Source organism: Anaplasma marginale str. Florida (assembly GCF_000020305.1).
Classification (GTDB): Bacteria; Pseudomonadota; Alphaproteobacteria; order Rickettsiales; family Anaplasmataceae; genus Anaplasma; species Anaplasma marginale.
On the sequence record NC_012026.1, the window covers coordinates 1,095,110 to 1,108,833 of the forward strand.

General features: G+C 51.0%; 15 protein-coding genes. 6 read left to right on the top strand and 9 right to left on the bottom strand.

The features are described 5' to 3' along the window. Positions 1-24: 24 nt before the first annotated feature. The 3 genes from AMF_RS09600 to AMF_RS09610 form a co-directional block, all read right to left on the bottom strand. Positions 25-1,236, bottom strand: coding sequence for a P44/Msp2 family outer membrane protein (locus tag AMF_RS09600; protein ID WP_012659134.1), 1,212 nt, complete (start codon positions 1,234-1,236; stop codon positions 25-27). Between the two features lie 61 nt (positions 1,237-1,297). Next, positions 1,298-2,500, bottom strand: a complete 1,203-nt coding sequence (locus AMF_RS10145) for a P44/Msp2 family outer membrane protein (protein WP_080510999.1) — start codon at positions 2,498-2,500, stop codon at positions 1,298-1,300. Positions 2,501-2,994: 494 nt separating this feature from the next. Further along, positions 2,995-3,432, bottom strand: a complete 438-nt coding sequence (locus AMF_RS09610; protein WP_223822668.1) for a hypothetical protein — start codon at positions 3,430-3,432, stop codon at positions 2,995-2,997. A 462-nt stretch (positions 3,433-3,894) separates the two neighbouring features. On the opposite strand from AMF_RS09610, the gene AMF_RS09615 reads away from it, so the two are divergent. Continuing rightward, positions 3,895-4,533: a hypothetical protein gene (locus AMF_RS09615; protein WP_010270968.1), complete on the top strand. Its 639-nt coding sequence runs from the start codon at positions 3,895-3,897 to the stop codon at positions 4,531-4,533. A 464-nt stretch (positions 4,534-4,997) separates the two neighbouring features. On the opposite strand, the gene AMF_RS09620 is transcribed toward AMF_RS09615, so the two are convergent. Both AMF_RS09620 and murJ read right to left on the bottom strand, forming a co-directional pair. Further along, positions 4,998-5,882, bottom strand: coding sequence for a hypothetical protein (locus AMF_RS09620; RefSeq protein ID WP_223822667.1), 885 nt, complete (start codon positions 5,880-5,882; stop codon positions 4,998-5,000). Positions 5,883-6,071: 189 nt separating this feature from the next. After that, positions 6,072-7,577, bottom strand: coding sequence for a murein biosynthesis integral membrane protein MurJ (gene murJ, locus AMF_RS09625; RefSeq protein WP_010268861.1), 1,506 nt, complete (start codon positions 7,575-7,577; stop codon positions 6,072-6,074). 85 nt (positions 7,578-7,662) lie between these two features. Here murJ and lgt point away from each other — a divergent pair, with 85 nt between their 5' ends. Further along, positions 7,663-8,520 (top strand): prolipoprotein diacylglyceryl transferase, encoded by an 858-nt coding sequence (lgt, locus tag AMF_RS09630; RefSeq protein ID WP_011114638.1) that lies wholly within the window; start codon positions 7,663-7,665, stop codon positions 8,518-8,520. Positions 8,521-8,759: 239 nt separating this feature from the next. Continuing rightward, the gene (locus tag AMF_RS09635; RefSeq protein WP_010268869.1) at positions 8,760-8,975 is read left to right on the top strand and encodes a hypothetical protein; all 216 of its coding nucleotides are present in this window, start codon (positions 8,760-8,762) and stop codon (positions 8,973-8,975) included. Positions 8,976-9,223: 248 nt separating this feature from the next. Here AMF_RS09635 and rpsT read toward each other — a convergent pair whose 3' ends face one another. After that, a complete protein-coding gene (gene rpsT / locus AMF_RS09640; protein ID WP_010266347.1) occupies positions 9,224-9,514 on the bottom strand; it encodes a 30S ribosomal protein S20 in 291 nt (96 codons plus the stop codon). Positions 9,515-9,632: 118 nt separating this feature from the next. Continuing rightward, positions 9,633-10,178 (bottom strand): lysophospholipid acyltransferase family protein, encoded by a 546-nt coding sequence (locus AMF_RS09645; RefSeq protein ID WP_237696953.1) that lies wholly within the window; start codon positions 10,176-10,178, stop codon positions 9,633-9,635. Between the two features lie 211 nt (positions 10,179-10,389). Between AMF_RS09645 and def the strand changes: the two genes are divergently transcribed. From def to AMF_RS09660, 3 genes are all read left to right on the top strand, one after another. After that, positions 10,390-10,947 (top strand): peptide deformylase, encoded by a 558-nt coding sequence (def, locus tag AMF_RS09650; protein ID WP_010266351.1) that lies wholly within the window; start codon positions 10,390-10,392, stop codon positions 10,945-10,947. A gap of 279 nt (positions 10,948-11,226) precedes the next feature. Then, positions 11,227-12,066 carry a uracil-DNA glycosylase gene (locus AMF_RS09655; protein ID WP_010266354.1) on the top strand — a complete coding sequence of 280 codons (840 nt, stop codon included), beginning with the start codon at positions 11,227-11,229 and terminating at the stop codon, positions 12,064-12,066. A 342-nt stretch (positions 12,067-12,408) separates the two neighbouring features. Beyond that, positions 12,409-12,936, top strand: coding sequence for a hypothetical protein (locus AMF_RS09660; protein WP_010266356.1), 528 nt, complete (start codon positions 12,409-12,411; stop codon positions 12,934-12,936). A 90-nt stretch (positions 12,937-13,026) separates the two neighbouring features. Here the strand turns inward: AMF_RS09660 and AMF_RS09665 are convergent, their stop codons facing one another. Further along, a complete protein-coding gene (locus AMF_RS09665) occupies positions 13,027-13,218 on the bottom strand; it encodes a hypothetical protein (RefSeq protein ID WP_010266358.1) in 192 nt (63 codons plus the stop codon). 94 nt (positions 13,219-13,312) lie between these two features. Continuing rightward, the gene (locus AMF_RS09670) at positions 13,313-13,519 is read right to left on the bottom strand and encodes a hypothetical protein (RefSeq protein WP_010266359.1); all 207 of its coding nucleotides are present in this window, start codon (positions 13,517-13,519) and stop codon (positions 13,313-13,315) included. Between the last annotated feature and the right edge of the window lie 205 nt (positions 13,520-13,724).

Here is a 13,724-nt window from a genome sequence, read left to right on the forward strand (position 1 = left end):
GGAAGAGCACACAATCAGCGGGCGCTACGCGAGTATAAATCTCAAACCCGCCTCCAGTGCCAGGTAATGCAACCCAAAGGACACGCGTGCCTTGACATCTTCCCTCTCAACATATTCACTATAATCTGACGCTGCAGACAGCGTAGACACGCGGCACCGTTCGCTGTACTCCACAGCCCTCCGGTACGCTCCATCGACAAAAACCCTAGCCCGTGGAGAGAGCTCGTAACTCACGCCCAGTTTTGCACCATATGTAAACTTCGGAGCACTGTTCTCGGCCACCTTCAAAAAGCTCATCCCGATGCTAACACAGCCGTATGGGGACAAACCCCTCACGTTAACAGTAGAAATATCATAACAGTAGTTTGCGCCAAAAGTGTTGGCCACGACCGCAGGTATTTTGATCCTGTATCCACCAATGCCGCCAAGGGCAATTCCAATCATGTGCGCCTTTTCAACAATTTCACGCTCTTCCGCACCAACCCTGGCTGCAGCAGCAAGCAGCAGCGCAGCCCTTCTCCTGGTTTCCGCGGCACCAAGACCCCCTGATCCATACTTGCGCCCCCACGCCCGAGCAACAATTTGAGTCGCCGCTAAAGCATCTTCGCGGGTCGTTCCTGTGTGTGCCAGAGCACCTCCCTCACGATGCGCTGTCTTCCTCTGCTGGATCGCAGTGTTCAGCGCACTGAATAAAGCATCAAGATCCGCATGTTCGACAGTCAGGTCGTGTAGTGACTTCACAGCTTGATTATCGGTATCACCGGCACTTCTCTGCCCTGTAGCAAACCGTACCACTGCATCATCTACAAGAAGGAATATTGAGTCTCCCTTGGCCCACGTTCTGCCACTCACCTTCATGACGGGAAAGCGCTCACATGCTGCTTCAAACTCCAATCTACTATTTGAGTGGCGCACCCCTACACTTCCCACCATTCCAAACAAGCTCCTGCGCTGGAATTTTATTGGGTATTTACTCCCCTTAGTGCCTGACCCTTCCCAATCGAAGTCAAAGGGGGAAGTTTCCCAGCTACCAACGGCATCTTTCCGGTAAGGCAATGCAGCATCCGCCGCACCGGGAACTTCAGCGTAGAAATCCGCCACATCCCCAAATGCCGGGGCAAGCCCAAATCCTAAGTAAAAGTCAGTATCATCACCACCAAACCCTGCCGCAACAGCAGACGAACCAAACGCAAGAGCCCCAGCTACAACCGCGCTCAACAGAAAAGACCTAACCACCTCACCCTCCGTACATCAGCAACACATAGCCCCCACTGGAGGAGAACACAATCAGTAGACGCTACGTGAGTATAAACCTCAGGCCCACTTCTCCAGCGAGATTCAGCACCCCAAAAGAGATCCGAGCCTCCTCATTCCTTGCGTAGTCTGCATGGCCTCCCGCCGCCGCCACAGACCCACTATCAGCCCCCATAGGAATAACGGGCAAGTTAAAATCATAATTCGCAGTTCTATGCAGCACCCCGCCAACAAACACCGATGCAGCGCGAGATAATTTGTAGCTCACACCAAGCTTCAACTCAGCACCAAATTCCGCAACATTCTTCCCGGCCCCGCGTACAAAGCTTACCCCCATTCCAGCACAACCGTACGCATCCAAGTTCCGAGTAGCCGCGGCCGTAAATAGATTCGACAGCGCAAGATCGCGACACCCAACAACCGTAACAGCGGTGAGCTCAACAGCAGAAATCGCCACAACCCCGCTGTCCCCATACTCACCCAGGGCACGCCGCGCTTCGTCCTTATCGCTATATGAAAGATATGGCCAGACCTTAGGCAACGCCTGCCCCAACATGGTATGTAGCCGTTCGACAACATCCGGCTTACTTGACCAGTTGCGGCCGGGCATGGTCGCCGACCCAACATAGTTAAGCAACATCTTCGCGCTTGCTGCTTCTGCCTTCCGTCCGGATTCAGATAGCCCATTCAGGCCACGGCGGAGTGCGAGCAGAAGATTGTTAAGCCTCTTACCTTCTTCCACGGACTTACCATCGCCGGCATTAGTACTAATGTAGGGGCGCAACCACCTCACAAGATCTGCACTACGCTTCCCTAGCAACAAGAACAAAGAGTTTCCTTGTTTCCAATGTCTACCACTAACTTCAGAAACAGAAAACTCTTGCCCAATCACTCCAAGCTCTATCCTAGTGTCACCCAGAGCATAGCCTACAGCTCCAGTGACACCATATGGGCTTATACGTTTAAACTTTATTGGATCATCACCAGGAGCACCTCCGTTCTTACCCCACCAGTCAAAGCTAGACCAGGATAATACTTCATCACCTGATACATCTTTCTTATAGGGCAGGACATACCAAGTCTCTCCAGGAATGCCAACATATAGGTTTCTAACACCTCCCCAAGCTGGCGTATATCCGAAACTTACATAAGGACCAAAAGCTTCGGCAGCAGAAGAACCTGTTCCGTAAAGAAAGACAGCAGGCAGCAACACTGCCAGAGTGGCACCTACGAGAGACCTGAGCACAACCCCTCCGAGCTTAAAGAAACCGTCGCAACGCAGCAACCCGAAGGACACGCGTGCGACCCTCACCTACACGAAAATCACGATAAATGCAACCAAAATGTGCGTACAGCACCCACATTATCCAGTAAACGCATAGACATCTGCAGTACGTACCACACGCCCGCACCCGTCAGCGAGCCCAAAGCCCCAGCGACAACTTTACAGCTTAGCAGCCATCACCGCGGCAGACACGACCGTCATGTGTGACGCAGAAAGCCACGGTGAGACGCGGCGAACACCCAGAGCTCGAAGACCACCCCCACTTTGCTCAGCTAACGGAAGGCACCCGCTCACCAGCCCGCACGCAATACCGGACATACACCCCGAGTCTTCCACAACACAACTTTGGGAAAGATAGCGCGGGGCGGCACATAACCACCCCGCCAGGAACGACCTGACGGACGCGCCAGCGCACCTCCCTACAGGGAAAAGCCCAGGACGCCCGCCTAAAACAACTACTTCGCCTTTTTCTCGAGCGAGACTACGATGTCATAACAGCCTTCTTGAGCCCGGAATACCAAGGCGTCATCCAGCTCTTGGCCAACAATAGGATGCCCGACGTATACCGACTTGGAAACGTAAGCCCCTTCAGTGTGAACGCCGTTCGGGCGGCTGCGCTCGCCGCAGGAGAAGTCTCTCAGAGTGACCTCCTCCTTGCCATCACCGTCATTATCACCCACGTGCATACTGCCGTAGACCCAGATTTCCCTAACCACAGACTCGCCGTCGGTGACCCTTGTGACGTTGGATGACAAATACACTTCATTCTCATCGTATGCCCCCAGCTCAAGGCCCACTGGCACAGAATACTCCCCAAAGCTGCAACCACCAGCATCGCCCACAATACCGGTCACGGATACAGACGCCACAGCGTAATCGCCAAAATCCACCATAGCACACCCCTCGGAATCAAACAAAAACAACCAACACGTGGTTATAGCAAAAACTCCTCGCTGTAAAGAAAAATCCGGGCAATTTTTGGACAACATGAGGTGCATGTAGTAGGCTTGTCCCTACTATCCCTAGTTATTATTCCAACAGCTTCCCGGCCGAGCGTGCACAGAAACCGCGCTCCTACCTTTACTAGGCGCTACAAACTGTTTGTTTCGTGCAGTGTACCTTGCACAATCACAGCGCTATGGCTCGGTGCCGCCCCCATGGTCTGCTGCACAACGCGGCGGTGAAGGACGCATTGAAGATTGTCCCACACAGATGTTGTTCACGCCAACCGTTGTAGAACCATTAATCGCCCGGCAAGTTGCAAGAAAATACGTTCACACACTTGTTGTGCTGACCCTATTGCATGTGTTATAGTGGCGCCGTGTCGAATTAGAGTATTTTGAGAGGGGTTGAGTATGTTGTTTGATATAGATATAGAAGTGGGCGGTGAAAGGCTCACTGTGCAAAACGTTGATGTTAAGGATGACGGCACCTTTAGCACATGTGCTTGCAACGGCGACGCGCAGAAACGTGTTGATGGGGTATGGACGCCCACGTATCTGATCCTCTCTGTTGGTGATGGTACAGTTGGTGCGTGTAGCGATACCAGTGCTTGTAAAACAGACCAGGAGATTTCCAAGGGTCAGATGTACATTTTCGAGCAGTGGGCTGATGACGTCATGCTGAATGACAGGCATGCCAACTTTGACACCGCAAGCGGGGTTATGAAGTTCGCTTTCACTGGAGACGGCAACGACACTGTCGAGTTTGTTGATGCCCAGGGGACTACTACTGTGAAGTTCAAGACTCATGAGGAAGTAAAACCTGCAGGCGATGGCGGCACGACCGATGCGCCAACCACCGATGTACGTGAAGTAGAAAATGGTGCGAAGACTCCAGTGGAAGAAGAGAAGCCAGAAGAAGTAAAAGAAGTGGCTCCTGCTCCGGCAACGGAAAAGCGGCCGGAAGAGAGTGCCACAGGTGAGTATGTCCGTGGTGACAATGGCACCGTGGTTTCCACACCTACTGGAGTATATGGGGACAACGAGTGGTAGTCGCCTTCGTTTTTCCTGGTAGCTGACGGCAACAGCGAGAGTTGTTGCGGTCGGTTGCGATTGTGATGTGCTGGTCAGGTCAGGCGGCGCGTGTTAAACGTGCGGAGCATGGCCAGCTGTGCGTGGGGGCTGCAGTGCGGCAGATGCTTCTCCTAGCCTGATACGCTGCACTGCGGTCCGCCCTTTGGTTTGGTAGGGTCGGGCGCTTTTGTTGCTGCCTTTTATGTTGGCCGCTCCAGGCAGTGGGCGTGCTGCAGCGCGTCCTGCGCGGTCTGCGGTCGCGTTCTCTTGGCCTTGCTGTTTCCTGTTTCGTTGGTTGCTGTTAAGGTGATGGCCGGTAGGTCTGTCCTGTTGCACGGCGCCTTTTGGTCCGGGAGGCCAGCCGCGGTGTCGCGTTGCCGGTTCAGTTGTTTGGCCTAGGAGTTGTCAGGCTGGGCGAGCCTTACGGCAAGCGTGGAGTGGCGCTAGTTCGCGTTCTTTTGGGGGACATCGCTGTTTATTATATCTTGCAGCTGAGGGCCGAAGTCTCTACTAAGCTTGGCAAAACCCTTTGTCAGCACGGGGGGCACGCCACAGAACTCCCCTCGTTGCTCCAGTGCATCTTCCAGTTTTCCTAGTGTTGTGGTATCACACGTCTTATTACTCAAGCGGTATAGTATATTTTCAACGGTCTTGGCCACATCTTTATACTTGCTCAAAGGATGAGCGCTGGGATAGCTCGCAATGTTCTGTACAACCCTTAGCTCATTACTGGTAGAGTCCAAAAACGCCAGGCTGATAATCTGCTTCCGTACAAATTCCTCATCCGCCCACGGCACCGCACCGACCTGCGCCAAGGCGTTGCTCAGAGATGCCAAGGCGTTGCAAATATTTTCCCCGGTAGTAATTTCTATATACCTATTTTTCACGTCGGGATTGGCACAGCTGATAGAATTCTTGCCCCGCAAGATTTCCACAAGCTCCTTGCTGGGCCCGGAAGAGAAGTCTAGATACCGCTCAGATGCGGGAGAGAGAAACACCGTGTCTCTCGATATGTGCACAGTATAGGATGGGCAATTGTCATCTGACTCCAATACGACTATACCTTCTGTCCGCAAATTGCATGCTTGCGCCATCATATCTGACAGTACCCCAGCCTTGAAGCTGAAACCGTGGTTCAGCAGGTGATTGATCATGGAATTTGCGCTGTGGTAGGTAAATTCCTGCTCAGGAACAAGCTCCGCGCGGTTCTCCGCATGGTAGGATATAGATACATCATGGGAAAATATGGCCCTGGAAGCAGTGCTGGCATCTAGCGTAGTAAACACCTTTTTGAAATTCTCTACATGCAGCGCGTCTGCAAATGACAAAACTGCCTCTTTTTTTGAAATAATAGCGTATGTTATCACGTTTATACTTGTGTGGGTTGCGCTGGAGCATTCTGGGCAATTTTTATTAAGAAAAAAATAATTTCAGTGGTCGACTCCATCACAAAGATGCCAAAGCCCACGGTTTGCCTGGGCTTTACACATGTGCCAAAGTGGAGTGCAATCTGTGAGTTATTCAACAGCCAGTTTCTGCCTGAACATGACGAGCAGCGAAAAGAAATACACCAGAACCCCCAGCAGCACGACAACGATTAGGGATGATATTTTAACAATTGCCCCCTGGAAGAAAAACGGTGTCAACAGCGTTTTTGCCATACAGATAACTATGACCATTATGGCCGAGGAGAGAAATATGTAGGTCAGCTTGCGGCTCAGCTCCTCACTCATGCTGTATAAATTGTGAATCTTGAGATACACAAGCAGCAAAGCTGCATAGGTCCACGAACCCGCTGATGAGGCAATTGCTATCCCGACATGCCCCAGGAATTGCATGAGCACATAGCTGAGGAGTGCGTTGACAGTCACAGATATGCAGGAAAAGAACGCCGGGATTTTAAACTCTCCACGTGCGTAGAAAAATAGTAGCAATATTTTGATAGCCACAAAAGAAGGTAGCGAGGTTGCCAAAACAGCCACAACCGGAACAGTGTTACCGATCGCCAAATAGTCAAACCGGCCATAATTCAGCAGCGCAAGCAGCAATGCGTCTGGTATAGCAATTAGGGCAGCAGCCGCAGGAACCATTAGCGTCATACCCAAGTCTAGCGCGTTGTTTTGCATTTCTATCATGCGTTGTGTGCTGCCCTCTACAGCCAACTTTGAGATCGCTGGCAGCAATACAGTGCTCATGGATATTCCGACAAGAGCCTGCGGCAGTTGATTCAGCCGATCTGCATAGTACATGTAAGATATGGCCCCAGGAATAAAACTTGCGAACAGGGTGTTCAGCCACAGGTTTACTTGGGTAATACAACCACTGAGCGTCGACATCATAGCTCTTTTCAGAAACTCCTTCATGTCACTATCGCGCAGGGACAACGTGATCTTCATTCCAATGTTCTTACGTGCCGCAACAACCATCGTAAGTGCCAGTTGCAAGGCACCCGACAGGGATACGGCGACCGAGAAGTAGTACACCGGCGATGCGCCCCAATGCGGTATGAGCCCACTAATTATCACGCAGCAGTTGAGTAATACGGGGGAGATGGCAGTCACAAAAAAACAATTATGCGCTTGTAGTACCGCGCAAACTACAGACGACAGGGACATGCAGAAAAGGTATACCATCATGATTCTGGAAAGCTCTGTCGCGAGGTTGAACTTATAAGAGCCCACAAAGAACCCCGGAGTGAACACTCCTAAAATTTGTGGGGTAAACACGAGCATGCCTAGGCAGAATACCGAAAGAAACACAAAAAGTGACGAAAACACCTGGCTGGCGAATTTATGTGGTAAATCTTGCTTGATCAGCTTATGTGCGTATATCGGGACAAAGCTCGCGCTCAAAGCGCCCTCAGCAAAATATGATCTGAACAAATTGGGCAGGCGGAACGCTGCTAGAAATACGTCAGACAGACCCTGCGCCCCTAGTGTGTAGGCTATCAGAGTGTCACGCAGCAGACCAAGAATCCTAGACACAAGCGTGCCCGCGCTAAAGGCAAAAACTCTCCTCAGCATAACTTGACTTCACTATTTAGAACCGCCGATAATACGCTGCAGTAGCTTTGCAGAACCACGGGCTAGTAGGAAGTTATAGGTAAATGTGTCAGGAATGTCAATTTGTTTTGCCATGCGGGAAGCCGTAGAGTGGATATTGCACCTGGATCCGGTTTTCATGCACGTTGGGCCCCTGGAAATTAGGTGGTATGCGCTCTCTTACGTGTTTGGAATACTGTTCGCACACTGGCACATAACAAAAGCCTCCCAGTGTCTGGCGCTCGATAAAAAGTTCCTAGATTCTCTTATGCTCTGGGCCGTGATAGGCATCATCCTTGGCGGCAGAACTGCTTACATCTTGTTGTATAACCCAAGCTTTTACTGGGAATATCCGTCGGAAATTCTACAAACATGGCACGGGGGCATGTCCATGCATGGCGGATATGTAGGATGCATAATAGCGGTTAGTATCGTGTGTAAAAAGCATAGGGTGCGCGTCATGCCCGTCTTGGACCTGTGTGCGTGTGCCGCACCTCTGGGGCTTTTCTTAGGCAGGATGGCCAATCTTGTTAATGGAGAACTATATGGTAGGGCAACAACCACATGTTTGGGAGTGGTGTTTCCAAGTAGTGGCGACCTTGTGCCAAGACACCCAAGTCAAGTGTATGAAGCCATGCTTGAGGGCTTGTTGCCATTGCTGTTTATGAGCATACTCGCGCGATACACCAAGGTCAGGCTGCGCTTTGGCGTGTTGTCTCACATGTTTGGCGCATGGTACGGCATTGTAAGATGCGCAGTCGAGTTTTTTCGTGAGCCCGATCCACAGGTCGGCTACATAGCATTCGGGTGGTTGACCATGGGGCAAGTGCTATCAGCGCCTATAGCCGTTGTGGGCATTTTTATGCTGGTATTAACAGTGCTACGCGAAAAACCGCGAGAGGGCGTTGCAGATATTTCGGCGTGAGTTCTGCTATTTCCACAAATTAAAGTAAACATCGGACAACACAGTGCACATTCCGGTTGCAAGTGGCTAGATATCTGGTTTTCACCTGCCATAAAAACGCCGAAATTCTAATATGCCATAGTAGGCCTATATACACCCTTGGTAAATGTCGCGTACGAGTCTGAGTGGCCGATGGTTGGAAAATGACGTGATTATTACTAGTGTTAGTATGCAATATGTAGTATACGTATGCAGGGTCTGTGTCTTTTGGGGTCACGAGATTGAAAAAACCCGGCATGCGCGCATGTGACGGCTTGGTCCTGTTAAGTGAGTACCCACAGGTACAGCAGAGTCTGTTTCTGTCCAGCTCCGTGAACGACCCGTATCCAGATACTTACATGAGCTGTGTACAGTGTAGCGCGTTCGGTGCGCTATGCTGCGACGATCAGGATAAAGAAAAGCAAGAGCTATCCTAATATTACGATATTTCACACACTCGCACCCGTTATTCACAGGCTTGGCCAGTGCAACTGCGCTAATTACACGTGTCTCGCCGGTGCTGGGAACGCCAAAGCCGCACAGAAGCATGCTATGATTGTACGCCCCTCTCACGGCGCTAAAAGCAGCCGCTGCATAGAATTTTTGTACGGACGCCACACACCAAGCCCAGACGGCAAGCACCCGGGCGCAGTACCGTTTGCACGTGGTGTGGTGAGGATAAACTCTAGGTGCTAGTGCCCTGTAGGCTCAAATCGAAGGCCTTAAGCTTCGCGGCAAGAGATTTGACTTTACGCGCAGCAGTGTTCCTATGCATTACACCCTTGTTGACACACTTGTGAATGTTAGACTCCGCGGCCCTAAAGGCAGTGACCGCATCTTCCAGATGACCTTTGGACTCTAAAACCGCCAAAAATTTTTTCACAGAGTTACGCACTCTACTCTTCCTAACGCGGTTTGAAAACGTGCGCTCCTTGATAACCCTGACCATCTTTTTGGCACTCGAATGATTTGGCATTACTACGTAAACCTTTACCCCATTAACCAAAGGAATCTACAGGGAATCGGCAACAAATGCAAGGTGCGAAGTGCCGGGCAAACCTGGGCGCGGCAAGATAACCCCGTAAGCCCCATCACTAGGGCTGCAATTGCAATGCAACCAACAGGCGGGCCATGAGCTCTTCCGATTCTAACCCCGGCGCTATAGCGGGTAAAATTCTAATTTTGGCTTTGCCCCTCTTTTTACTAAGTGTGAATATTTTGCCCGGCCAATAATTGCCTGTATCCAACACTATTGGCACAACTGGTAGGAACACTCTTGAATACACAGCCGCTACCCCGCGGTGTAGGTGCATGTCACGCAACTGCGATGTCCCCTGAGGGAATAATACCAGTGTCCGCCCTTCTTTTGCCCTTGCTTCGCATTCTCGCACCATTTTCCTCAGAGCGGCAATTTTCTTCCCTCGGTCAACAAACACCATCTTCAATGCCATGAAACCCATACCCAAAATGGGCAGAGTTTTAAGCTCCTTCTTCATCACAGTTACAACATCTCGAAATTCCGCGTACAGGATAAGGGTTTCCAAGGGTGACTGATGCGCTGATGCAACTATGAACTGCCCCTTTGGCAAGCAATCTCGGCCTATAATTTCGTAGGAAATACCGTCAATAACCTTGCACATCCACAGTATAACTCTAGTCCACCACACGCACGCAATGTTCTGGCAGGAGGCAGGAATGAACCATACTATAGGCAATAGTACGCAGCCGTAAAGTATTGTAAATAGCGCGGAAAGAATGTAGAATGCCACAGTTTTTGCTCGAGTACCCTCCGTAAAATAAATACAGCAGTACGCGGGCAATGCAAGGCTTTGTACCCGTGGAGATCAAGCGATGGCCGTTCTACCCCTATTAACCCTACCCGATAGTAGGCTATCTTTGTGTTCAGAAGAGGTGCACGCGGCTGACTTCGGACCACAACTTGAAACGCTTACCAACAACATGCTGGAAACCATGTACCACAATAAAGGCATAGGCTTGGCAGCGGTGCAGGTTGGTGTGCACAAGCGCATCTGTGTCGTAGACCTGGAGTATGGATCAGATAGATACGAAATACCTGAGGATGACGGAGTTGGCGAGTACCGTGCAACCTGCGGCCCAGTTGTTATTTTGAATCCAATTGTTGTTGAGGAGTCTGAACAGCTTGCAACCATGGAGGAGGGCTGCCTGTCTGTTCCTGGCTATAGAGAGACTGTGCAGCGGCCGGAGCGCATAGTAGTGCAGTATACCGACTTAAACAGACAGACGAAGTACATCAAAGCCTGCGGGTTGTTGGCACGCTGTTTGCAGCACGAATTGGATCATCTAAATGGGGTCGTGTTCCTGCAGCGCGTATCTAAGCTTAAGCGTGATATGGTCATGGAGAAAATAAGAAAGGCATCTAAGCATTAGCTCACCACAAGCGCCGGGAGAAGCGCGGCAGCAGGCATCTTCAGGTGTTGATTGTGGTCGCAGCACTGGAGTTTGGGCTGCAACCGGCAGTTATCTCAATAGTTAGTTGACTTACAGGCAGTTGCGTGTATGAAGAGCTCAGGCCATAAGTGTGCTGGGCCATGTTATATATCATGTGGTGTAATGTGGTGTAAGCCGGTCGGGACGGCAGTTAGTGGGTCAGCGTAGTGCCGATGCCCGGCGACAGTGCGCGTTCAAGATCATTTGCAGGAGAGTAACATGACAGGAAAAGAAAAAGACGCGGCGGTTGGCAGTGGAGAGCTGCTTGAGGTATTGAAATTCTACCACGAAAATGGGGTAGACTGCGTGCTGGAGGAAGATGGGCCCGGAACATGCGCGCCTCCCGTGGCGGCGCTGCAAGAACAAGAAGGGTGCACACTACAGGTCGGCAGTCCCTCAGAACAGATGGATGCGGGCGCAAGTCAGTTTTCAACCGATTGGGTCGCTGCAGCCAAGAGCATTGCCGACAAATGCGGCACCCTAGCAGAGTTGAGAGAGGCAGTTGAGGCCTTCGAGGGATGCGAAATCAAAAAAGCTGCCATGAACACGGTGTTTTCGGACGGCAACCCAAACGCCAAGATTATGCTGATCGGGGAGGCACCGGGTAGCAACGAAGATCGCGAGGGCCGGCCGTTTTGTGGGGCTAGCGGTATGTTGCTTGATAAAATGCTCGCGGCTATTGGTTTGGACCGAAAAAGTACTTACATCAGCAACACAACGTTTTGGCGCCCCCCTGGAAATCGACGTCCGACTGATTTTGAGCTGGAAATATGCAAACCGTTCGTCGAGAAACACATAGCGCTTATCGCACCAAGTATCTTGGTGCTGGTAGGCAGCACTGCATGTTGCTCTCTGCTAAGCACACCCGAAAGTATCTCCAGATTGCGGGGGAGGTTTCACGAATATGCTAACCCTTTCCTTGCGCATCCCATAAAAACCGCTGTAATCTTCCACCCAGCATATTTACTGCGCCAACCTATGCAGAAACGGCTCGCTTGGGAGGATTTGAAGATGATCAGGTCTCACATTGAGAATGAGAAAATAACAGTAGACGCCTAGCCAGGTAGTATGTAAATGAGCCCGCATCAGATTTGGCAGTAAGGGCGCTGTGGTTCGGGGCGCTGTGTCTGCGCAGCATGCAGCAGAAAATATTACTGACTATGGAAGTGTTAGTGGCACGCTTGTGCGCACCAGCCGCATGTGGCGCAGTTCTGGCCATTGACCGGCAATGGTATCACAATTTTTACTTTTGCCCAACGCGCGGCTGTCCCGAAAAATGCAGCTTTATGCAACACATGGTATACACATGCGTGTCATACAAACAACTATGAGACTTTTTTACTTTACAAGGAAAATCGTTTTAATAAGACTGTGAAAGTTTATCGTGCTCTTGGGGTTACTATGGTGGATTTCGGTGAGGGAACATACAACATTTCCATTTCTGGCTCTGTCAGCAATAGTGAGTTGTGTACTGGCAATTGCGATTGCAATACAGAGTTTACTGCCGTCACTTTCGAGCGTGCGCATGACGGTAGCTGGTGGTTCTGGGCAGAAAATGTTGCTGAGGCCTCAGCAGGCTGCAGGGGCGCCCATACTAGTGCAATAAACGGCTATGTGGAAAACGCTGATGGGGGGCCGGTAGCGCGCTTTGTTTCCTACTACGACGCACCCTGCCAAAACTTCGCAGAGGAGCAATACTCTGTGGTTAGCAGGGGGCTAGAGTTTTCCGGCATAAAAGGGCAAGAGGGGGATGATGGACGTATAGTCTTCCACAGCGACGTGCTAAATACTGACTTGATAATAGTCAAGGTCAATGAGGCGGTGGCAGAAGAGCTAGATGCAACAATCGCCGAACCCGCTGAGGAAAACGTCGCCGACACCTGCCCGACATGTCATCGCAATGGTGGTGCGACAGCCGAATTGGTGTAGACTATCTATTGCAAGGAGCACCACAGATTTTCTTGGTGCTTCTTGCACTGTCCTCAGCTGGGGCTCCTGGCTGGAAGCTGATCCCCGCTGTTATGCCAGGGTGGCGCCGCGCAGGTGGGCTTCTTGCATCTTTTTGTAGCCCTCTATAAGCAGTGCTACTGACGCTTCGTCGATTTCCGGGTGCTTGGGGTGTGCGTAGCAGTAGGGTTCCTGGCCGCTGGGGTCGCAAGCGTCGTAGTGGTGAGTGATAGGAAATCCTAGAAAGTCTGTATAGTCTGTCATCGTAACCTCCAAAGCAGTACATGTGCGTTGCCGCATTTTTTGGTAAAGTGTGGGTCGCAGACGTGCTTGTAACTATAGTCAAGTCGCCAGGATTTTATTCTTCATGCTCCGTACCCTTCTCGCGCAGATGCGCAGAGGCGTCATTGCTTCTGGCAACATATTGGGAATGATTGCGCATAGCACTGACAAGATCGCTGCAGGGCCGTAGCGGGTGTGCACCCGAGTATGATGGCAGCCTAACAGTTCTAGCAAACCTTCTGCTTGCAGTAGGATTCTTGAAATATCTCAAAAATGTCTTCATGCGGGTTAACCCTCCTAAATATCAGTCCTAAAACAATTTATTGCCCCTAGTGTGAGGCACTAAATGCTGTACACCCCAACTTAGCGGTGGGCACACGTTACGCGTCTACAGGCGCCACACGTGTATTTCAGCCGCAACTACCCGGCCATTGGAGCATACACATGTGGCCTCAGCCATAATTTACGCGCGAAAGCTTGTTTGCCAC

What these genes read in the sequence shown, in the direction of transcription:
- AMF_RS09610 (WP_223822668.1), bottom strand. Translation starts at nt 3,432, where the DNA reads ATGGTGGATTTTGGCGATTACGCTGTGGCGTCTGTATCCGTGACCGGT.
- AMF_RS09615 (WP_010270968.1), top strand. Translation starts at nt 3,895, where the DNA reads ATGTTGTTTGATATAGATATAGAAGTGGGCGGTGAAAGGCTCACTGTG.
- murJ (WP_010268861.1), bottom strand. Translation starts at nt 7,577, where the DNA reads ATGCTGAGGAGAGTTTTTGCCTTTAGCGCGGGCACGCTTGTGTCTAGG.
- rpsT (WP_010266347.1), bottom strand. Translation starts at nt 9,514, where the DNA reads ATGCCAAATCATTCGAGTGCCAAAAAGATGGTCAGGGTTATCAAGGAG.
- AMF_RS09645 (WP_237696953.1), bottom strand. Translation starts at nt 10,178, where the DNA reads ATGTGCAAGGTTATTGACGGTATTTCCTACGAAATTATAGGCCGAGAT.
- def (WP_010266351.1), top strand. Translation starts at nt 10,390, where the DNA reads ATGGCCGTTCTACCCCTATTAACCCTACCCGATAGTAGGCTATCTTTG.
- AMF_RS09655 (WP_010266354.1), top strand. Translation starts at nt 11,227, where the DNA reads ATGACAGGAAAAGAAAAAGACGCGGCGGTTGGCAGTGGAGAGCTGCTT.
- AMF_RS09660 (WP_010266356.1), top strand. Translation starts at nt 12,409, where the DNA reads ATGGTGGATTTCGGTGAGGGAACATACAACATTTCCATTTCTGGCTCT.
- AMF_RS09665 (WP_010266358.1), bottom strand. Translation starts at nt 13,218, where the DNA reads ATGACAGACTATACAGACTTTCTAGGATTTCCTATCACTCACCACTAC.
- AMF_RS09670 (WP_010266359.1), bottom strand. Translation starts at nt 13,519, where the DNA reads ATGAAGACATTTTTGAGATATTTCAAGAATCCTACTGCAAGCAGAAGG.